The sequence below is a fragment of the Modestobacter sp. SYSU DS0875 genome, assembly GCF_054050915.1.
Map to the genome: position 1 here is coordinate 14,065 of NZ_JBJHAH010000003.1, position 20,679 is coordinate 34,743.

14 protein-coding genes are annotated in these 20,679 nt (G+C 75.4%); 1 reads left to right on the forward strand and 13 read right to left on the reverse strand.

All coding sequences use genetic code 11. From position 1 onward, the window contains the following. Positions 1-87: 87 nt before the first annotated feature. The 6 genes from ACI79Y_RS02070 to ACI79Y_RS02095 all read right to left on the reverse strand — a co-directional run bounded on the left by ACI79Y_RS02070 (position 88) and on the right by ACI79Y_RS02095 (position 7,031). Complete coding sequence (locus ACI79Y_RS02070; protein WP_457156894.1) at positions 88-546, reverse strand: adenylyltransferase/cytidyltransferase family protein; 459 nt, start codon at positions 544-546, stop codon at positions 88-90. A gap of 151 nt (positions 547-697) precedes the next feature. Continuing rightward, entirely contained in the window at positions 698-1,288 is a 591-nt protein-coding gene (locus ACI79Y_RS02075; RefSeq protein WP_457156895.1) for an arsenate reductase/protein-tyrosine-phosphatase family protein, read from the reverse strand. A gap of 37 nt (positions 1,289-1,325) precedes the next feature. Further along, complete coding sequence (locus tag ACI79Y_RS02080) at positions 1,326-2,921, reverse strand: polysaccharide biosynthesis tyrosine autokinase (RefSeq protein ID WP_457156896.1); 1,596 nt, start codon at positions 2,919-2,921, stop codon at positions 1,326-1,328. Further along, on the reverse strand, positions 2,921-4,324 hold the full coding sequence (locus tag ACI79Y_RS02085; protein ID WP_457156897.1) for a hypothetical protein: 1,404 nt from the start codon (positions 4,322-4,324) through the stop codon (positions 2,921-2,923). The genes ACI79Y_RS02080 and ACI79Y_RS02085 overlap by 1 nt, the downstream gene beginning before the upstream one ends. Continuing rightward, positions 4,321-5,958 (reverse strand): lipopolysaccharide biosynthesis protein, encoded by a 1,638-nt coding sequence (locus tag ACI79Y_RS02090; protein ID WP_457156898.1) that lies wholly within the window; start codon positions 5,956-5,958, stop codon positions 4,321-4,323. Before ACI79Y_RS02090 ends, ACI79Y_RS02085 begins: the two co-directional genes overlap by 4 nt. Then, on the reverse strand, positions 5,955-7,031 hold the full coding sequence (locus ACI79Y_RS02095; RefSeq protein WP_457156899.1) for a polysaccharide pyruvyl transferase family protein: 1,077 nt from the start codon (positions 7,029-7,031) through the stop codon (positions 5,955-5,957). The genes ACI79Y_RS02090 and ACI79Y_RS02095 overlap by 4 nt, the downstream gene beginning before the upstream one ends. Before the next feature lie 260 nt (positions 7,032-7,291). Between ACI79Y_RS02095 and ACI79Y_RS02100 the strand changes: the two genes are divergently transcribed. Further along, on the forward strand, positions 7,292-8,326 hold the full coding sequence (locus tag ACI79Y_RS02100) for a glycosyltransferase (protein WP_457156900.1): 1,035 nt from the start codon (positions 7,292-7,294) through the stop codon (positions 8,324-8,326). On the opposite strand, the gene ACI79Y_RS02105 is transcribed toward ACI79Y_RS02100, so the two are convergent. The 7 genes from ACI79Y_RS02105 to ACI79Y_RS02135 all read right to left on the reverse strand — a co-directional run bounded on the left by ACI79Y_RS02105 (position 8,293) and on the right by ACI79Y_RS02135 (position 20,532). Next, positions 8,293-9,345 carry a glycosyltransferase family 2 protein gene (locus ACI79Y_RS02105; protein ID WP_457156901.1) on the reverse strand — a complete coding sequence of 351 codons (1,053 nt, stop codon included), beginning with the start codon at positions 9,343-9,345 and terminating at the stop codon, positions 8,293-8,295. The genes ACI79Y_RS02100 and ACI79Y_RS02105 overlap by 34 nt on opposite strands. Continuing rightward, positions 9,342-11,432, reverse strand: coding sequence for a glycosyltransferase (locus ACI79Y_RS02110; RefSeq protein ID WP_457156902.1), 2,091 nt, complete (start codon positions 11,430-11,432; stop codon positions 9,342-9,344). The genes ACI79Y_RS02105 and ACI79Y_RS02110 overlap by 4 nt, the downstream gene beginning before the upstream one ends. Beyond that, a complete protein-coding gene (locus tag ACI79Y_RS02115) occupies positions 11,419-12,672 on the reverse strand; it encodes a Coenzyme F420 hydrogenase/dehydrogenase, beta subunit C-terminal domain (protein ID WP_457156903.1) in 1,254 nt (417 codons plus the stop codon). Before ACI79Y_RS02115 ends, ACI79Y_RS02110 begins: the two co-directional genes overlap by 14 nt. A gap of 258 nt (positions 12,673-12,930) precedes the next feature. Next, positions 12,931-17,490, reverse strand: a complete 4,560-nt coding sequence (locus tag ACI79Y_RS02120) for a PKD domain-containing protein (RefSeq protein WP_457156904.1) — start codon at positions 17,488-17,490, stop codon at positions 12,931-12,933. 263 nt (positions 17,491-17,753) lie between these two features. Then, positions 17,754-18,449: a hypothetical protein gene (locus ACI79Y_RS02125; protein WP_457156905.1), complete on the reverse strand. Its 696-nt coding sequence runs from the start codon at positions 18,447-18,449 to the stop codon at positions 17,754-17,756. Then, a complete protein-coding gene (locus ACI79Y_RS02130) occupies positions 18,446-19,228 on the reverse strand; it encodes a CDP-alcohol phosphatidyltransferase family protein (RefSeq protein ID WP_457156906.1) in 783 nt (260 codons plus the stop codon). Before ACI79Y_RS02130 ends, ACI79Y_RS02125 begins: the two co-directional genes overlap by 4 nt. Next, positions 19,225-20,532 (reverse strand): DUF1972 domain-containing protein, encoded by a 1,308-nt coding sequence (locus ACI79Y_RS02135; RefSeq protein WP_457156907.1) that lies wholly within the window; start codon positions 20,530-20,532, stop codon positions 19,225-19,227. The genes ACI79Y_RS02130 and ACI79Y_RS02135 overlap by 4 nt, the downstream gene beginning before the upstream one ends. Positions 20,533-20,679: the final 147 nt, after the last annotated feature.

Consider the following 20,679-nt stretch of genomic DNA (forward strand, 5'->3'; position numbering starts at 1 on the left):
TGGAGGCTGGTGGCCAGACGGTGCGCGCGGGTGCGCGCGAGGGCCGGCGTCCAGGTTAGTCCCGGTCGCGGACGGCTGCGGGCCCGCTCAGGAGGTCAGCGCGCGGGCGATGCGGCCCACCGGCTCCTCGGCGTCGATCGCGGCCAGCGCCTTGCGCAGGATCGTGCTGGAGGTGTGCATCGTGTAGGGGAAGTAGTGCACCCGGACCCCCACGGCGGCGAAGTCGCGCTCGAGCTTGTCGCCCTTCGCGGTGCCCCGCCAGTCGTCGCCCTTGAAGATCACGTCGAAGCCGACCTCGCGCCAGGTGTCGACCTTGTCCGGCACCACCTCGGCGTGCACGTCGTCGACGAAGCGCAGGTTGCGGACGATCTCCATCCGCTCCTCCAGCGGGACGACGGGCAGCCGCCCCTTGCTCTGCAGCAGCATCTCGTCGGAGACCACCCCGGCCACGAGCCGGTCGCAGTGGTCGGCGGCGTGCTTGAGGATGTTCAGGTGGCCGATGTGGAACAGGTCGTAGGCGCCAGGCGCGTATCCGACGACGGTCACCAGGGGTTCCTCCTCAGCTGTGCCCGGGCGCGGGCGCACCTCGGTCGACCACCCACCGTGACGGGAAGGAGACCTCCGTCCCGCCACCATGAGCTTCTGACCAGCACGTTAACGGCGAACGCTGACCCAGCGTGAGCAATGCCAGCGAGCTTCACCCGATCGGGAGCCGCCGGTCACCCGTGTGCTGCGTGACCGCGGCGACGATCTCGTCCACCCGGTCGGCGATGGTCGCGAAGGTGTGGCGCTGGACCTCCGGCGACTGCCGGAAGGGATCGGCCACCTCCGGCCCACCGGAGCGGGCCAGTCGCGGCCGGTGCCGGCCGGCCAGGCCCGGCAGGGCGGCCAACCGCGCAGCCGGGTCCGCCGGGACGTCGGCCGGCCAGCCCGTGGCGGCCACCAGGGGCGCGATGGCCCCCAGCTCCGCGAGCAGGAACGTCCGCCGGACTGCCGTCGGCTCGACGCCGACCACCGCGGCACGGTGACTCCGCTCCATCACCAGCACCACGTCGGCGGCGCGGATCTGGTCGGCCTGCAGCTGCCGAGCGGCGAAACCGGTGGGGTCGGCACCCGCCAGGCGGAGCAGCTCGGCGACCGGCGGGTCGATCGCCCGCCCGACCAGGGCGGAGGTGCCGGCGCTGGTGACGGTCACCCCCGCCCCGGCCGGGAGCCGCGTGGCCAGCAGCCGCTCGGCCGCCGGCGAGCGGCAGACGTTGCCGGTGCACACGACGAGGACCCGGGTCACGGCGCGACCACCCCGCCACCGGAGGACACGAGGGGCGTCACCGGCGGGGCCGGTCGAGCAGCCGCGCTCCCCCACCGGGCCGGGCCGCGCCCGGAGCCACGGCGGCCACAGCCGGGGGCCCGGGCGCACGAGCGCCCGGCGCGGACGCCCTCCCGGTGACCGGGATGCCCGGCTCGGCCGTGCCTCCGGCCAGGGCCCCGGGCAACGTGGCCGGCCGCCGACCAGCCGGGCGGCGGCGACCGCGGATGCGGTCCACCACCCTCCCCCACCGCGACGGCTCCGGCAGCGGCGCGCCGTAGCCGTACCCGTGACTGGCCAGCTGGCTGCGCGCGGGCAGCTTGTTGAGCACGACCCCGGACAGCCGGGCATCGACCCGGACCAGCGACTCCAGCGTCTCGGTGAGCTGCGCCCTGCGCACGCTGCCGCTGTCGGCGACGACGACCACGCCCGACACGGCGCGGGACAGCACCAGGGCGTCGGTCACCGGCAGCACCGGCGCCGCGTCGACGACGACGACGTCGTGGTGCGCGCCCAGCTCCGCCATCAGCTCGGACATCCGGGGCGAGGAGAGCAGCTGCACCGGGTTGGGCGGGACGGCGCCGGAGGTCAGCACGTGCATGCCGTGCTCCCCCCACTCCTGCAGGACGTCGTCCAGGCCGGCCCGGCCCAGCAGCACCGTGGACAGCCCGGCCGCACCCTCCAGGCCGAGCCGGTCGGCGGCGGTGGGCCGGCGCAGGTCGGCATCCACCAGCACCACCCGGTGGCCGACCTCGGACAGCGCGAGGGCCAGGTTCACCGCCACGGTCGACTTGCCCTCCCCCGGCAGGGCGGAGGTGACCAGCAGGCTCGTCGGCCCGCCGCCGACCCGCAGGAACTCCACGCTGGTGGCGAGCTGCCGGAACATCTCCGCCTGGGGGCCCCGTGGCTCGTCGGCGACCGGGACCACGCCGGCCCGGGTGGCCGGTGCGGCGGCGATCGACCCGAGCAGCGGCGCGTCGGTGAGCGACTCCAGCCGGCCGGCGTCCCGCACCCGGGTGTCCAGGGCCTCGCGCAGGACGGCGTAGAGGACCCCGACCGCGAGTCCGAGGAGCACGCCGACCGCGACGTTCCGCCTGGTGTTCGGCGAGGAGGCGTACAGCGGCACCGCTGCCGGGGTCACCTGGGTCACCCGCACCGTGGCCCGGCCGTCGGAGTCGGTCGGCGCGACGTCGTCCATGACGTCGACCAGCTGCTCGCTCACGGCCTGCGCGATCCGGGCCGCCTCGGCCGGGGACGGGTCGGTGGCGCTGATCTGCAGCACGACGGTGTCGTTGGGTGCGGTCGCCGTCACCCGCCGGCCCAGCGCCCGGGCCGACTCCGCCAGCCCGAGCTCGTCGACGACCGGCTGGAGGACCGCCGGCGTGGTGACGAGGGTGGCGTAGGAGGCCATCTGCTCCCGGGTGTAGTTGGCTCCCTGGGCGAGGTCGCTGGCCGTGGTGCTGTTCTCGAGTGACACGAACAGCTCGGCCGTCGAGGTGTAGGTCGGGGTGGCGAGCAGGCTGAGGCCCAGCGCCAGCGCCGGGAAGACGACGAGGCTGACCACCAGTGCGGCGATGTGCCTGCGGAGGAGTTCCAGATGGCTGCGCAAGCCCATCAGGGCCTCCCTCGATCGATGTGCCGGTCACTCACTGCGAGGAACGGTAGCTGCGGTTCTGCTCGGCCTGCTCGGTGTGTCATCACGAAGAGTGATCGGCCACTGCCCGATCGGGCCGACCAGGGTGCGGCGTCCCCGGCGGTTGCCCCCGTCCGGCCGTCACGGGCACCGGACCGGGCGGCCGACTGGGCGGCCACGGCGAGCCCGGCGACGAACCAGGCCCAGGTCGCGTACTGGGTGATGAGGGCGACGGTGGCGAACGCCGGGAGCTGGGCGACCAGGGCCAGCGTCGGTGGGGTGGCGCGGCGGCGCAGCACCGCGACGACCGCCAGGGCCAGCCCGGCCAGCAGGCAGCCCAGCGGGATCAGCCCGTAGGTGAGGCCGATCAGGACGAGGGCGCTGTCGATGGACCGGAAGGACCCGAAGGACACCTCGCCGGTCGGCGACCGGTAGAAGCTGTCGGACAGACCGAGCAGTTCCATCCGGCTGACGAGGCCGAGCAGGTCTCCCCGGTAGGCCGCGCTCCCCGCGGCCTCGTCGCCGGCGGCGCCGAAGACGTCGGTCACCAGCGGCAGCACCACGACGGCGACCGCGGCCAGCCCGGCGGCCAGGGCCACCCGGAGCCGGCGGGTCAGGCCGGTGCGACCGGCCAGCACCGTCAGCAGCACACCGAGGACCGCCGTCCCCAGCCCGATCCGGCTGAAGGTGAGCACGCAGGCCACGCTCATCAGCAGCACCAGGACCAGCCGCACCCCGGCCCGGAAGGGCGCGGCCAGGGTCAGCGGGATCGCCAGCGCCAGGCTCCCGCCCAGGGCGATGGAGTGCCCGAACGCGCCCTCCGCCCGCGGGAGGCCCCCGCGGAACTGGATCGTCGACCAGGTCGAGTGCAGGACGCCGGAGCCCGGTGCCGACAGGAAGGGGTTCCAGCCCGTGACGCCCTCGACCAGGGCGAGCACCGCGACGGCCGAGAAGGCGACCGCGACGGCGGCGTAGACCCACTCGGCGGACACCCGGTGCAGCACCAGACGGCCGACGAGGAAGGCGCCGGTCCACTGCACGACGAGGTCGAAGACGCTGGTGAGGGTCGCCCCGCCGAGGAACACCGGCACGAGGGCGGACGTGACGAACGCCAGGAGCACGGCGTCCGCGGGGGTCAGGGCGACCGGCAGCGACCGGCGGAACGGCAGCAGGGCGGCCAGCACGAGGAGCCCGACGGCCACCTGCGGCTGCAGGAACACCCCGACCCGGATGCCGGCCCACACCGGCACCAGGACCAGGACCGCCAGCCAGCCGGCGAGCGCCAGCCGCGGCGCGGTGCGCGCAGCCAGCAGGGCCAGCAGCGCGACCGCCAGCGCAGCCGCCGCGAGCAGCCCGTCGTCCGGGGAGCTGAGCAGACCGCTCACCGTGCGGCCCCGGCGGACCCGACGACCGCATCGCCCGGCTCCCCCGCGACGGCCGGCTCCGGCCGAGCCGGCCCGTGCGGGTCGCGCTTCCGGGCGAGCGCACGGCGCACCACGGTCAGCACCGAGAGGGCGTCCCGGCGCAGCCGCGGCACCGGCGCGACCACGGCGGCGTAGCCGGCCAGTCCGCCGACCACCCCCGCCAGGAGGGAGAGGACCGGACCGGCGGCCACGGTCGCCGCCGTCACCGCCCAGGCCGCGGCCGCGACCGTCCCGGCGACGGCCAGCACCCGGCCGGCTCCGCGGAGCAGGTCGGCGACCGGGATGGTGGCCCGGCGGGACAGCCACCAGAACGACAGCGGCCAGAGGACGGCCGGGGCGGCGGCGTACCCGATCGCCACACCGACGACCCCGCCGGTGCTGCCGATGCCGATGCAGACCAGCTTCACCGCGACCTGGATGAACGAGTAGTGCAGCAGGTGCCGGGTCAGGCCGCGGGAGAGGTAGACCCAGTAGCTCACCAGGGACAGCGTCTGGAACACCCCGGCGACCGCCAGCAGCCGCAGCAGCGGCGAGACCGACGACCACTGCTCGCCGAGGAAGACCTCGGTCAGCGGCGTGGCCGTGCCGATGACCAGCGCCAGTCCCACGACCAGGGTGTGTCCCAGGGCGAGCTGGCCGCGGAGGAGGAAGGCGGTCCAGGCGCGCAGGTCGGACTGCAGCCGGGACAGCACCGGGAGGGCGACCTGGGTGGCCGGGCCGCGCAGCTGGTTCAGCGGCGTCATCAGCAGCTGGAAGGCGCGGTTGTACAGGCCCAGGGGCACCGCACCGAAGCGCAGCCCGACGACCAGGGTGTCGACGTTGTTGCCCGCGTAGCCGATGAGCTGGGTGCTGACCATGTGCCAGCCGAACCGGAGCAGGCCCGACATCGGCTCCCGCCGGTCGGGGCGGCCGGGGAGCCACCGGCCGGCCGCCAGCACCATCGTCATCATCACCGCGTACTGGACGAGCTGCTGCACCACGAGCGCCCAGAACCCGGCCCCGGCCAGCGCCAGCACCAGCGCCGCGGCCAGCCCGCAGACCGGGGACACGGTGTCGGCCAGGACCAGCCGGCCGAAGAGCAGCCGGCGGGTGAGGTCGGCGCGGTACTGGGTCGCGATGCCGTTCAGCACGAAGGTCCAGCAGAGCACCTGGGTCAGCGCGGTCAGCTCGGGTCGCCCGTAGACGGCGGCCAGCAGCGGCGCCCCGGCGAAGACCAGCAGCGCCAGCCCCAGCCCGATGGCGCTGTTGATCCAGAAGAGGTTCGACCGCTGCGCCCGGGTGAGGACGCGGGCCTGCACGGCCGCGGTGGACAACCCGAGGTCGCGGAAGATGTCGGCGATGCCGATCACCACGGTCGTCATCGCCAGCAGGCCGTAGTCGGCGGGCGCGAGCAGCCGGGACAGCAGGACGACGGACAGGACCTGGACGCCGATGCGCACACCCTGACCGGCCAGGGTGACGACGGCGCCACGCGCGGCCCGGTCCCCGAGCTGACCGGCGGGGAGCTCCGCACCCGACCCGGCGGTGGTGTCCAGCTGCCCGGCGGCGCCGACGGGGGCGGGCTCCGGCCCGGGTGGTGGGCCGGCCGAGGTCATCGGAGCCGCCGCAGAGCCGTCTCTGCCGGGACCAGCAGCTCCTGCGCCCGGTCCCGCACGCCGCGGGCCGCGGCGGCCAGGTCGGTCCGCTCGACGATGCGCAGCGTGGCGTCCACCGGGTCCGGCTCGGTGCGCAGGTCGATCAGGTGCGGCCAGCCGACCCCGGCCAGCAGCGGCTCGAACTTGCGCGAGTAGGCCAGCGGCACCGCCGGGGTGCCGACCGACAGCGCGTTCAGGCAGGCGTGCATCCGGCTGCCGATGACCAGCTCGGCCCCGGCCACCATCCGCCGCACCTCGTCCAGCGATGTCGGGACCAGCACCTCCGGGGCGTCGTCCCGGTCGGCCGCGAACTCGCGGGCGGCGCGGACGTCGTTGTCCGCGGACGCCGAGTCGAGCACGTGCGCCAGCAGGGCCACCCGCCGGCCGCGCCGGACCAGCTCGTCGTGGAGCCGGCCCACCGCCTGGCGGTAGCGGTCGGAGTCGACGTGCTCGCCGGAGCGCCACAGCAGCCCGGAGACGTTGAGCAGCACGTCGTGGGTGGGCATCCGCGCGGGCACGTCGAGGGCGAAGACGACGTCGGTGGTCAGCACGTCGACCGGGCGGCCCAGCTCCGCGGCGTGGTCGGCGCTGAGGTGGTCGCGGGCCATGGTCGTCGTCGCGGCAGCCAGGCTGCGCCGGGCCAGCAACCGGGCGCGGCGACCGCCGAAGGGCCCGATGGTCTGCGGGCCCAGCACGAGCGGGACGCCGGTGGAGTGCACGTACTCGGCGGCGGAGGACATGGCGAACAGCCGCTGGAGGCCGTAGATGTCGGCGAAGCTGTCACCGGAGCGGGTGTCGACCACGACGTCGAAGTCGCGGACCCACTCCCGCAGACCCGCGCGGCGGGTCACCCGCTCCACCGCCAGCGCGCGGGGGTCCCCGAGCCGGACCGGGGCCACGGCCGAGCCGTAGTTCTGGGTCACGACCTCCACCCCCGGCCACACCCGCCCGAGCAGCGCGGCGGTGCCCTCGGCCAGAGCCCGGACGCCCAGGTTGGGCGAGTGCTGATCGGCCCACAGGACGAGAGCTCGCATGGTCGTGACCTCCGCCGGAGGACGACCGACGGCCGTGCTGGGCCGACGTCGTCCGGTCAGGGAACCGGGCCTCGTGGCCCCGGTCTGCGGCGAGGTTAGCCACGCTCACGGCCCGGCCCGGCCCGCGAATGCCCCGTCCGGGGGAGGTCGAGCGGCGTTCTCCCCCGACCGGGTCAGCACCGGTCGCCCACCGGGACCCGGGGCTCCTACCCTCCTCGAGTCGGGCCGGCGACCGTCGGCCTCCCGAGGCTGGGAGCACCGTGCCGGATCCGTCCTCTCCTGGGTTCGTCGTCCAGCAGTCCTTCCCGACGCCACGGCCCACGACGAACCCCTACATCGTCATGCTGGGCCGGAGTCTGGCCGCGCTCGAGGACGTCGAGCTGCGCACCTTCAGCTGGCGCCGGGCACTGCTGCGCCGCTACGACGTCTTCCACGTGCACTGGCCGGAGATCCTGGTGGCCGGGCAGAGCCCGCTGAAGGCGCTGGTCCGCCAGCTGCTGTTCCTGCTGCTGCTGGCCCGGCTGCGGCTGACCCGCACGCCGCTGGTGCGCACCGTGCACAACCTGGAGCTGCCGCAGGGCATCTCCCGGCGCGAAGTGGCCCTGCTGCGGCTGGCCGAGCGGCTGACCACGCTGCGGATCCGGCTCAACGAGAGCACCGAGGTCGCTCCCGGCCGGCCCGCGGAGCTGATCGTGCACGGCCACTACCGCGACTGGTTCGCCCGCTTCCCCCAGGCCGCGACGGTTCCCGGGCGGATCACCTTCTTCGGGTTGGTCCGGCGGTACAAGGGTGTCGAGCGGCTCATCGAGGTGGTCACCGCGACGCCGGGCGACCGGGTCGAGGGCGACCTGTCGCTGCACGTGGCCGGCCGGCCCTCCAGCGACGAGCTGGCCGACAGGCTCCGCCGCACCGCCGCCACCGACCCGCGCGTGCACCTGCGGCTGGAGTTCCTCGACGACGCCGACCTGGTGGCCGAGGTGACCGCCGCCGAGCTGGTGGTGCTCCCCTACCGGGAGATGCACAACTCCGGCGGCGCGCTGACCGCGCTGTCCCTGGCCCGCCCGGTGCTGGTCCCGGCCAACGACGTCACCCGTGCGCTCGCGGCCGAGGTGGGCCCCGGCTGGGTGTGGACCTACGACGGCGACCTGGAGTCCGCGGACCTGGTCGGTGCGCTGCGCGGGGTCCGGACCCGCGGCGAGGTCCCCGCGCCCGACCTGTCCGCCCGCGACTGGGACGTCGCCGGCCGGGCGCACCTGGCCGCCTACCGTCGCGCGGTGGCCCTGGCCCGCAGCTGACCGGCCCGCAGCTGACCGGCCCGCAGCTGACCGGCCCGCAGCTGACCGGTCCGGCCGCGGACCGGCGAGCCGTACTCCTGGTAGACGTGCCCGACCGTCCCGGCCAGCATGCCGGCGCCGCGAGCGGCGCTGCGGGCACCGCGGGCGCGGTGCCCGACGTCGGCGGTGACCACCCCGAGCACCCAGCGCGCCGCGCCGCCGAGCACCCGCCCACCGCCGGCGACCCAGCCCCGCCCGCGGGCGGCGAGCCGGCCGCGCCGGCCACCGGCCAGCACCAGGGCGACCCGGCTGACCGAGTTGCCCGAGCTGAAGGCCCGCCGAAGCACCCACTCCGGACGGGTCCGCTCCACGGGGACGACGTCGGTCACGACGGCCTCCGCACACCAGACCAGCGCGCCCCCCGCGGCCGCGAGCTGCCGGGTGAACAGGGTGTCCTCTCCCCCGCTGAGCCCGAACGCGGGGTCGAACCGGAGACCCGCCGCCCGGACCTGGGGCAGGTGCAGCAGCAGGTTGTTGGTGGCCGCGACCCCGATCGGGGTGCCGGTCGGCAGCCGACGGCGGTCGAAGAAGCCACCCGCGGCCACCCAGGCGGGCAGCGGCGCCGGGAAGCGGGAGGTGACCGTGCCGGCGACCGCCGCCGCTCCGGAACCGCGCTGGGTGGCCAGCAGGTGGCGCAGCCAGCCGGGGTGCGGCAGCTCGTCGTCGTCGATGAAGACCAGGAACTCGCTGCCGTCGGACTCCACCAGTGCCCGGTTCCGGCCCGCGGCGATCCCCGGGGTCGGCTCGTGGACGTAGTCGACCCCGACGCCCGGCGAGCCCGCGCGCGTGGCGTCCTCGACGGTGGCCCGCCCGCTGCCCGCCGGGTCGTTGTCCACCACCAGCACGCGCCCACCGCCGTCCCCGGCCACCTCGGCGACCTGCCCCACCAGCTCGGGGAGCAGCGCCGCGAGGGTCTCCGGCCGCCGGAACGTCAGCACGGCGACGGTGACCGTCGGCGGCGTCGTCCCCGCGGCGGTCACCGGGCGTCCCAGGTGCGGTGCAGCAGGCGGGCGATCTCCGCCCGGTAGGCCTCCGGCGCGTGCCGGTCCCGGGCGAGCTGCGCGTCCTCGACCGCCAGCCGGCTCACCGTCGGCCAGTCGGCCACCAGTTCCGCGACCGCATCGGCCCAGGCGGCCGGCCGGCCGGGGGGCACCGCTCGGGCGGAGGCGTATCCCGCGGCCGCCTCCCGGAGCCCGCTGCTGTCGCTGACCACCAGGGGGCGGGCGGCCAGGACCGCCTCGACCGCCGTGTTCCCGAACGGTTCGTCCACCACCGACGGGACCAGGACGACGTCGGCGGCGGCCAGGACGGGCCAGACGTCGGCCTCGAAGCCCCGGAAGGCGACCTGCCCGTCCAACCCGGCGGCGGACACCGCCTCCCGCAGCTCGGCCTCGAACCACTCGTAGCCCGGGAACACCCCGCCGAGCAGGTCCAGGCAGGCCGGCGCCCCGCGGGACCGGAGCTCCTGGAGCGCGGCCACGGCCACCTGCGGCCCCTTCCGCGCCGACAGCCGGCCGATGTACAGCAGCCGGACGCCACCGGTGAGCTCTGCCCGCGGCGGCGGGACGGTCGCCGGGGAGGGGATGCCGTTGCGGACGACCGTGGCCCGGCGCTCCACCCGGGGCGCCGACTCGGCGAGCACGTCCAGGCTGAACCGGCTGTTGACGACCACCGCCGAGGCCCAGGTGACCGGCAGGGTGAGCAGCCGGCGGACCGGCGCCGGGGCGCCGCGCTCGGCCTCGTGCACGTGGCAGACCACCCGCCGGCCCAGCAGCCGGGCCAGCAGGACCCACAGCGGGATGGTCAGGGTGCTGACGTAGACGCCGTCCCGGCCCGCCGTGCGCACCAGCCGCACCGCCGGGAACAGGCCGGTGGCGGCGTCGCCGAGCAGCCGGACGGCGCCGGCCGGGCGCAGGGCGCTCTTGCGGACCACCGGCATGGGGCAGGTGACGACCTCGGCGCCGAGCTCCCGCAGCGCGTCGGCCAGCGGGCCGACCCCGGGCAGCGCGACGACCACCTGGTCCTCCGCGGCGAGCGCCGCGACCGACTCCAGGAACACCCGGTCGGAGCCGTAGAGCTCCGACCCCGGGTGGGCGAGCAGCACCCGCCGGGGCTCGCCGGTCGGCCGGCGACGGACCGGCCGGGCGAGGGCGGCGAGCCCGAGCAGCGCGCCCTCGACCGAGCCGCGCAGCGCGGCCCACGCCGGCCGCGGGGACTCGACCAGCTGCCGGCGGCCGCCGCGCAGCAGGATCTCCCAGCTGACCCGGGGTGTTGCGGCGAGCCACCGCAGCAGGTCGGGGCGGGACAGGTTCCGGGCGGCGAAGACCAGCCGGTTGCGGCAGTTGTAGCGGTAGTAGAGGGCGGACTTGCCCCGGGCCCGGCCGGTGCCGTGCGTACCGCCTTCGTCGTGCACGACCTCCAGGTCCGGGCGGACCTCCAGGCGGCCACCGGCCGCGAGGGCGCGGTGGCTGAGGTCGACGTCCTCCCAGTAGAGGAAGTACGTCTCGTCGAAACCGCCCAGCCGGTCCCACAGCTGGGCGTGGACCACCAGGCACGCCCCGGTCAACCACGGTTCCGACGCAGGCAGCGGCGGGTGGGGCGAGCGGGCCCCGCGGATGCGGCCGTCCCGCAGCGACAGCGTCGACCCGCTGAACACCACCTCGCCGGACGAGGAGGTGATCAGCGGGCTGATCACGGTCAGCGGTTCGCGCAGGCTGTGCGCCCGCAGCTCGGCGACGACGGCCGGGGTGGCGCGGGCGTCGGGGTTGAGGCAGAGGAAGGTGACGCAGCCCAGCTCACGGGCGCGCGCCACCCCCACGTTGGTCGCCGCCCCGAAACCGCGGTTGTCCGGCAGCCCGACCACGTCCCAGCCCCGGTCCCGGCCCAGCTCGACCAGGGAACGGCGCTCCACCGTGGTGGAGAAGTTGTCGACGACGACCACCCGCACGTCGGGTCCCAGCGCCGGCGCGGCCTCCAGGTTCTCGGCCAGCAGCGCGTGCGAGCCGTAGTTCACCACCACGACGCCGATCGGTCCCGGGGCCGGCGTCGGCGTCTCAGCCCCGCGCACGGGCCACCTCCCGTCGTACCCGGGACCGGGTGCCACGGGCGGCCCGGACGGTGTCCCGGGGAGAGCGGAGTGCGTGCCCGAGGAGGCCGAACCCCCGGTAGCGCGGGACGGGCCGGCCGGCCAGTGCGTTGCCCAGCAGCCGGCCGGCGAGGGTGCGGCGCCGGTCCGCCTGCAGCGGCTGCACGGCGACCACGGTGTCGAGGTCCACCGGGCCGACGGTGAGCACCCCCGCGGCCACCGCACGGTCGACCAGCTCACGCCCCCGCCGGGTGCGCGCGATGAGCACGCTGCGCCCGGCGTCGTCGGCGAAGACCGGGTACCCGCGGTCGTCGGCGTGCCAGAAGTCGCCGGCCACCAGGTCGGCGCTCTCCCCGGTCCCGTCGGGGCACAGCTTGCACCGCCACTGCGTGGTCGGGCCGAGGTACCGGCCCCACGACTCGTCGTAGGAGGCCCGGACGGTCTGCTGATCGGTCACCGCCGTGAACTCCCCCGGCCACCCGCGCCCCCGGTACCGCAGGTCGGTCACCCGTTCGCCGTCGCCCACGCCGAGGCTCCGCACCAGGTCCGTCGTCGCCGTCTGGGCGGGGACCCCGGCGCAGAAGAAGGACATCAGCAGGGGCGCGCCGGTGTCCCCGGTCAGGGCGCGCAGCGCCGACACCTCGCAGGGCTTGCCGACCACGGCCCCGCGCGGGTCCAGCGCGGCGGGGTGCGCGGCGTTCGCGACCGGGGCGTAGCGCGAGCCGGCGGCGGCCAGCGCGCCGGTGCGATCGGTCACGGCGACCGCCACGGTCCGGGCGGGGTCGGCGGGGTCGGCCTGCGCACCCACGACCTGGGCGACCTCCCCGGTGGAGACCAGCCACGCGGTCAGCGCGGTCAGGACACCGCCGCTGCTGCCGGCGTGCCGCACACCCGGATCGGTCGCCCATGCCTCCCACGCCGCGACGACCGGGCCCAGGAGGTCGTGCCGGACGGAGCCCTCCGGAGCACGGGCCTCGACCCGCCGGCCCGGGCAGCTGCGGGCGAACGCCGCTGCGACGTCCCCGGCGGGCGGACGCCGCGTGGAGAGCTCGACCGGGACCGGCCGGCTGCGGCCGGCCGGGTCGAGCCGCATCTCCAGTGCTCGATCGAGCTGGACGCAGGCGCCGCACCCGGAGCAGTTCCCGGCGGCCACCACGCGGGCGACCTCGGCGGCCAGTGCCGGCGCCACCCGGTCCGCCCCCAGCTCGGCGGTCCCCGTCACAGCGGCGTACCCGGGTGCAGCAGCACGGTGGCCGGCGCGTGGCCTCCGGAGTCGGGCCGGACGGCCGTGGCCCCCGGGCTGGTCGAAGCGGACATGCAGCTCTCCCGGTCGTTGATCCCGGCGTCCGTCACCGCTGGTGGCCGGCTGTCGGGGTGACGACCCATCCCACCCCAGCCGGGTGCCGCACCACATCCCCCGTGCTGGTGACCCGGCCGGAGCCGGAGGGTGCACCGGAGGTCCGGTGCACCCTCCGGCACGTCAGTCCGCGGCGGGGACCGAGCCGGCGGCGGTCACGCTCAGCCCGTCGACGGACAGGGTCTGCGGACCAGCGGCCGAGCCCGAGGTGTAGCCCATCAGGTACAGCGACCCGGCCCCCTGCAGCCCCGCGGCGTCATCGGTCGCGCTCACCTGCCAGTCGCCCGGCTCGGTCCCGCTCACCGCCCAGGCCTTCGCCTGCACCGTCGTCGTCCCCGAGCCGACCGCCTCGACCCGGACCCGCAGCACGTCACCGGTGGCGTACCTCCCCGGCAACGTGACCGTCCGCAGCGCCGTCTCCGCACCCGAGACCACCCGCACCACCGACAGCTGCACCACACCCGTGGGCGAGAACCACAGCTTCGCCCGGTAGTCACTGCTCCCGACCCGGCGCACCCCCAGGTTCACGAACGACCCACCACCGGTCGGAGCGCTCTGCAACGCCACGTCCAGCTGCGCCGACACGTCCTGCACCGACACCGGCAGGGACGCACCCACACTCCGCGCCGGCGACACCGTCAACGTGCCCACCCCGCCGCTCACCGCGGCGTTGGTCACCCCACCGGCGATCGCCCAGACCCCACCCAGGTCAGCCGCACCCCAGCCACCGGCCACCTCCCGACCGAACCCATCGGTCGCGAGCTGCTCCACCGTCGGGTCGGCCGGCTCCGTCGGGTCCGTCGGCTCCGTCGGGTCCGTCGGGTCCGTCGGGTCCGTCGGGTCCGTGGGCCCGGTCGGGTCCGTGGGCCCGGTCGGCGCAGCCACGGTCACCTCCCGGGTCACGGTGCCGGTTGCGCCGTCGTCGTCGGTCACCGTCAGCGTCACGCTGTACGTGCCGGCCGCCGCGTAGGTGTGCGACGCCGTCGCCCCGGTCCCGGTCGCGCCGTCACCGAAGTCCCACGCGTGCCCGGTCACCGTCCCGTCGGAGTCCACCGACCCGGTGGCGTCGACGGAGACGGTCAGGTCCGACACGGCCGAGGTGAACGCCGCGGAGGGGGCTGCGTTGACCGGCGCAGTGGACGGCCGGCTGCCCGGGACCCCGACGTGCAGACCGTCGAGGGTGACGGGCTGGGGGCTGGTGGCCGAGCCGGAGGTGTAGTCCAGCACGTACAGCCCACCGGCCTCCTGCAGCACCGGGGTGTCGTCGCTCGCGCTCACCTGCCAGTCCGCCGGCTCCGTGCCGGTGGGCGCCCACGCCTTGGCCTGCAGCGTCGTCGTCCCCGACCCGACCGCCTCCAGCCGGACCCGCAGCACCTCACCAACGGCGTAGGTGCCCGGCAGCGTCACCGTCTTCAACGACGTCTCCGCACCCGACAGCACCCGGACCAGCGACAGCTGCACCACGCCCTTGGCCGAGAACCACGCCTTGACCCGGTAGTCACTGCTCCCGATCCGCCGGACCCCCATGCTCACGAACGTCCCACCACCGGTCGGGGCACTCGGCAACGACACGTCCACCTGCGCCGCCACGTCCCGCGCCGAGATCGGCAGCAACGCACCCACCGTCCGGGCCGGCGACACCGTCAACGTGCCCACCCCACCGCTCACCCCGGCGTTGGCCACCCCGCCAGCGATCGTCCAGACCCCTCCGACGTCAGCCGCACCCCAGCCACCTGCGACCTCCCGACCGAACACGTCGGTCGCGATGGCGGCGGGCTCCGCGGCCACGGTCACCTCGCGGGTGACCGTGCCGGTCGCGCCGTCGTCGTCGGTCACCGTCAGCGTCACGCTGTACGTGCCGGCCGCCGCGTAGGTGTGCGACGCCGTCGCCCCGGTCCCGGTCGCGCCGTCACCGAAGTCCCACGCGTGCCCGGTCACCGTCCCGTCGGAGTCCACCGACCCGGAGGCGTCGAAGGCCGCGGACAGCGCGTCGGTCGTGGCCTCGAACGCCGCCGTCGGCGCCGCGTTGACCGGCGGTGCGAGGACCGTGACCTGGCGGGTGGCGGTGCCGGTCGCGCCGTCGTCGTCGGTCACCGTCAGCGTCACGCTGTACGTGCCGGCCGCCGCATAGGTGTGCGACGCCGTCACCCCGGTCCCGGTCGTGCCGTCACCGAAGTCCCAGGCGGAGGAGACGACGCTGCCGTCGGAGTCCGCCGACCCGGTGGCGTCGAACTGCACGTCGAGATCGGCGGCGGTCACCGTGAAGGACGCCGTCGGCGGGACGTTGACCGCCTCACCGGTCGTCGCCACCGAGTAGTGGCTGGCGACCTGGTCCGCGGTCAGCGCGGTCGGGTAGACGGCCACCTCGTCGAGCTGCCCGCTGAACCACGTGCCGTTGCCGCCCCAGGTGGAGTCCCCACCGAGCCGCCAGTAGCCGTTGTAGACCTGCGCCGAGGTGGTGTCGGCGCGCTCGGCCACGAGCTCACCATCGACGTAGAGGGCCATCCCCGCCGACGAGAGGGTCGCCACGACGTGGTGCCACTGACCGTCGTTGACCCGGCCGGGGGTCTTGAGGACCCGCTCCACGTTCGGGTAGACGCCGAAGTGCAGGTACCCCGAACCGTCCAGGTACAGGTGCCGGTCGTAGCTGCCGCTGGTCGTGCTGGTCCGGGACGACCCGAAGCCGATCAGCTTCCCGCCGTTGCGCGAGGTCGTCCGCACGAACGTCTCGATGGAGAACGTCTGCGGGCCGGCGATCGCGGTCTGGGTGGCCGCCAGTCCGCGGGAGGTGCCGCTGAACTGCGCAGCCGTGTCCTCGTCACCGGCCAGGGCACCCTCGCGTCCCCTGCTGACCCCGCTGGCGACGGCGAGGTCCAACCCTGCGGGGCCGAAGTCGTAGCCGGTCGAGCCGCCGGTCTCCCCCAGCCGCCACTGGTCGACGGCGCCGTCGGCGCGCACGGTCGCGGCGTACGCGCCACCTGCGGAGGGGCCGGTGGCAGCGACGGTGACCGAGGTCGATCCGCTGGTCACGGCGTTGCCGAAGGGGTCGGAGACGACCACCCGGTAGCTGTGCTGCGTCCCGGGCTCGAGCCCGGTGTCCAGGAAGCCGATCCGGCTGGCGGTCTTGCGGTGCTCCGACCGCACGGCGGTCTGGTACACCGGTGCGCTGCCCCCGTCGCGGTACACCGAGTAGGTGAGCGTGCCGTTGTCCCGGTCGGTCGTGGTCGACCAGCTGACCCGGGCCGTGCCGGCGGCGAACGAGCTGACGTCCGGGGTCAGCGCAGCGCTGCTCACCGGCCCGATCTCGTTCGGTGCCAGGCTCGGGACGGCGAACCGGACGAGCCCGGCCTGGGCCTTGTTGTTCACGCCCGGGAACTCACCGGCGTAGGCGATGTACTGGCTGTTGCCGGTGACCGACCAGCCGGCCTGGCCCTGCCCGGTGACGGACCCGGAGAGGAAGGTCGGGTACCAGTCGAGGACGGCCGGCGCGGCCTTGCCGACGAACCGCTTGTTGCCGACGGTCGCCGAGCCGACGGTGGCGTCGCTGGGTGCGGCGCTGTAGGCGATGGCGTACTCCGAGACGCGCGGGCTGGACTCGGGGAAGCCGCCGATGTTGCTGCAGACGTGCGGGTGCCCGGCGATGTAGACGGCCCCGCCGATCGGCACGCTGGAGTAGGTGTCCCCGTGGCAGTCGCCCATCCAGACCAGCTCGCCGGTGGAGGCGTTCGCCGCCAGCGCGCCCTCGACGTTGCCCGGCCCGTAGTAGTCGTAGCCGGTGGCGTACACGTTGGTGCCATCGGTGGAGAGGCTGTAGATCGCGGCGTTGTCGCCCTGGTTGGTGACCAGCTGGCCCACCGCGAAGGGCAGGGTCTCACCGGTGACGGCGTCCACCGCCCCGATGCCGCTGGTCGCCACGCCGTTCAGCGTGCCGAACCGGCCGCCGACGACCACCTTGGAACCGCCGTCGGTCACCACCATCCCCATCACGGAGTAGTTGGCGGCGGTGCTGCCGTTGGCGTTGACCCCGGCACCGGCCTGCGGTGCCCAGGGCAGCAGGCTGCCGTCGGTGGCGCTGACCGCCGCGAGCCGGCTGCGCGGGGAGCCGTTCATGGAGGAGAAGCCGCCGCCGAGGTAGACGGTGGAGCCGCTGACCGCGATCGCCTGCACCTGGTAGCCGGCGATCGGCCGGAACTCCGGCACCAGCTGCCCGGTGGCGGTGCTGTAGGCGGCGACCCGGTAGCGGGCCTGGCCGTCGGCGGTGGTGAAGTCGCCGCCGACGTAGATCCGGGAGCCGTCCGGCGAGGCGGTCACCACCAGTGCCTGGCCGTTGAGGTCCGGGGCGAAGGAGGTGATCAGGTTGCCGGTGCGGATGTCGTAGGCGAGGAGGTTGTTGCGCCTGGTCTCCTGCGTGCCGGCGGGCGCCCCGGCCGGACGGGCAGAGGTGAACTTGCCGGCCACGTAGACGGTGTTGCCGACGACGGCCTGCGACCACGCGACGCCGTCGATCTGCACGGTCGGCAGCGCGTCGGCGGTCACCGTGGTGGGCGAGAGCGGGTTCGCGGGGTCCACCGGCGCCGAGTCGGCGCGCGCGGCGGCCGGCAGGAGCGCCAGCGACCCGGCGAAGAGCGCCATGCTCATCAGCCCGGCGACCGCCGCCCGACTGGTCGTCCTCAATGCGTTCATCTTCCGTCGTCCCCGCTCACGCCGAGTAGTTGCCCAACCGGGCTATCGGAGACTAAGCGTGACGATCGCGGACAAGTCACCCCCTGAACGGGTACATCCGAGCAGTTCAGAAGCCAGACGAGTGAATGCCGATGACACTCGGTAAGGCTGCCCTGTCACTCTGTGTACGGACGCTGCCGAGACAGCCCGGACGCCGTCGAGCCCGCCCCCCGGGACGCGGGGTGCGGGCTCGACGAGCGGGCAGGTGCTCGGACGCGGCCGGTTCAGCCCACCGGGCCCTGGAAGACCAGCAGCGGTGCGGCGGCGGCGTACCCGACGGTCACCGTGACCAGGTCGCGCTCGCCTGCGGGCACGGAGAAGACGTAGTGCCCTTCCGCCGCGGCACCCGCGGCGAGGGAGCCTTGGGCCGGGGCGGCCGCCGGGTCGTTGACCGGCGAGGCCGCCGTCTCCTGCTCGGAGTAGGCGACGTTGACCTGCAGCCCGTCCAGCGAGATCGGCTCGGCCGTGCCGTTCGTGACCCGGACCGTGATCGCCAGGGCCGGACCGCTCACGTTGCCCGGGCCGGTGCCCACCGCGTCGATCGCCGCGATGGCCGGGAGCGTGACCGTGACCCCGTCCGCGGCCACCGCCGGCTCGTCCAGGGCGACCGGTGCGAGCATCGCCGGGATGCCCGTGGCCGGCCCGGGGACAGCCGGCTCCGTGGGCGCCCCGGTCGACACCGAGGCCGCCGTCCCGCTCGGGGTCGACGAAGCGGTCGGGCTCGCCGGGCCGTGGGACGCCGGGCCGGCGGCCGACGTCGCGGCAGGCTCGGCTGCAGCCCGCCCGTCGCCGTCGCCGCCGCCGGTCAGCAGCAGGACCAGGACGGCAGCCGCGACCACCAGCGCGGCCACGATCGACGCCAGCGCCCACCGGCGCCGCCCCCCTCCGCTCGACGGTCGATCGTCCGCCCCGCTGCTCATGCCGCCAGCCTCCCCATCTCGCCGAACCACTTGACGCTGGCCAGGCCCAGGTACGCCGCCGTGGCCAGCAGGAGCAGGCCGTAGGCCGACAGGAAGACCACGGGCGCACCCCACAGCAGGAACACCAGGCACAGCAGCCCGTAGTCGGTCGGCATCACCAGCAGCGACCGGAGCACGCTGGGGCGCCCGTCGGTGTGCGCCGCCCGGGTGCGCGCGCCGTGCTGGGCGCGCATCGCCTCGTTGAGCAACGTGCCGAAGAAGAGCACCACCGAGACCACCGAGAAGCCCAGCGGCATCAGCAGCCACGGCCCACGCTCGACCGGCTCGAAGCGGTACAGCCCGATCAGCAGGGCCAGGTGCAGGCTGGCGATCTTCAGCGCGTCGACCATGTGGTCCAGCCACTCCCCGGCCGGTGAGCCACCCCCGCGCAGCCGCGCCAGCTGCCCGTCCGCCGAGTCGAAGGCGTAGCCCGCCACCAGGCAGCCGGCCACCAGCAGGCCCGCCCAGCCCGACGGCGGGACCAGCGCCAGCACCGCGATGCCCGAGAAGGTGAACAGCGCGCTGATGCCGGTGACCGCGTTCGGCGTGAGCCGGGCGTGGAAGGCCAGCGCGGCCAGCAGCCGGCCGAGCCTGCGGTTGACGAACCGGGAGTAGGCGGGTGCACCCTTCGCGCCCTTCTGCGCGCTGCCCAGCCGGCGCACCGTCTCCCGCAGCGTCTCCTCGCCCGGACGGGGCCGGGCGGCCGGGACCGGCGTCGGCCGGTCCAGGATGTCGCTCATGCTCCGGCCGATCGCACGGTCGGGGCGTCGCCGGCCGCACTCGGCGCGGGCGGCTGGGTGGACCGTCCGGACGCGCGGAAGGCCGGAGCCGGCACCGGACGTGGCCGGACGGCGGCGGGTGCGTGCTCGCCGGGGGCAGCGGCCGGGCCGAGCCGCAGCCGGCGGCCGCTGGGCCGCGACCGCGGGAAGTCCCGGGCCGCGAGCCGCTGGCACAGCGCCTCGTAGGCCGCGGCCACGTGGTCCCAGTCGTAGCGGGCCGACAGCAGCCGGGCACGCTTGCCCCGCCGCCGGGTGCCGGCCACGTCGGCCTCGGACTCGGCCAGGGCGGCGGCGACGTCGCCGGCGGTGCGGAAGTACCGGCCGCTGGTCTCCAGCACCTCGCGGTTGAAGGAGACGTCGTAGGCGATGGTGGCCGCACCGGCGCCGATGGCGCGCAGCAGGGAGGGGTTGGTCCCGCCCACCGAGTGCCCGTGCAGGTAGGTGGCGCAGTGCCGGTAGAGCTGGTCGAGCAGCTCCTGGTCCCAGACCCCGCCCAGGAACCGCACCCGGTCGTCGGCGAGCGCGTGCACCCGGCGGGTGTAGTCGTCGGCGTAGGGGGCCGAGCCCACCACGACCAGCGGGAGCCGTGCGTCGCTGCGCCGGTACCCGTCGACGATGACGTCGACGTGGTTCTCCGGTTCGAAGCGGGCCACGACCAGGTGGAACCCGCCGGCGGTGAGGCCGGCCGCGGCGAGCTCGTCGTCGGCCGGGTCGTCGAGCTTCGGGGCGCCGTAGGCGATCTGCTCGGTGGGCGCGGAGAACTCGTCGCGGTAGTAGTCGGCGATGCCCTGCGCATCGGCGATGAGCGCGTCGGACCACCGGACCGAGAGCGCCTCGACCACGCGGTAGTAGCGCTTGCCGACCCCGCCCCACTTGGCGCGCTGCCACTCCAGGCCGTCCACGTGGGTGGCGACGGGGATCCGGGCGGCACGCAGCAGCGGCAGCCAGGGGGCGTTGGCCGCGTTGAACACCACGGCGGCGTCGACCCGGTGGGCGAGCAGGTGGGCCACGGACAGCCCGGTGTGGCTCAGCGTCTCCAGCGAACGGCGGCGCAGCGCCGGCAGGTGCACCAGACGCATGCCCAGGTGGGTGGCCGGGCGCGGCTGGTCGGCCGCCGTCCGGCAGTAGACGACGACGTCGTGGCCGGCGTCGGCCAGCCGGCGACCGACCTCCTCGACGGCGGTCTCGAAACCGCCGTACCGGGCCGGGACCCCGCGGGTCCCGACGAGCGCGATGCGGAGCGGGTCCGACCTCCTGGATGGCATGGTCTGCGGCTCCGTTTCTCCCGTGCTGAGGGGGGCGCCCTCTCGGCGGGGGCGCCTCGTTCCCGGTCCGGGCCGGGCCCGGACACGGCGGGCCGGTGCCTGGGACCGGCCGCTCCGGGTCCGACCATCCCCCGGCCGGACGCCGGC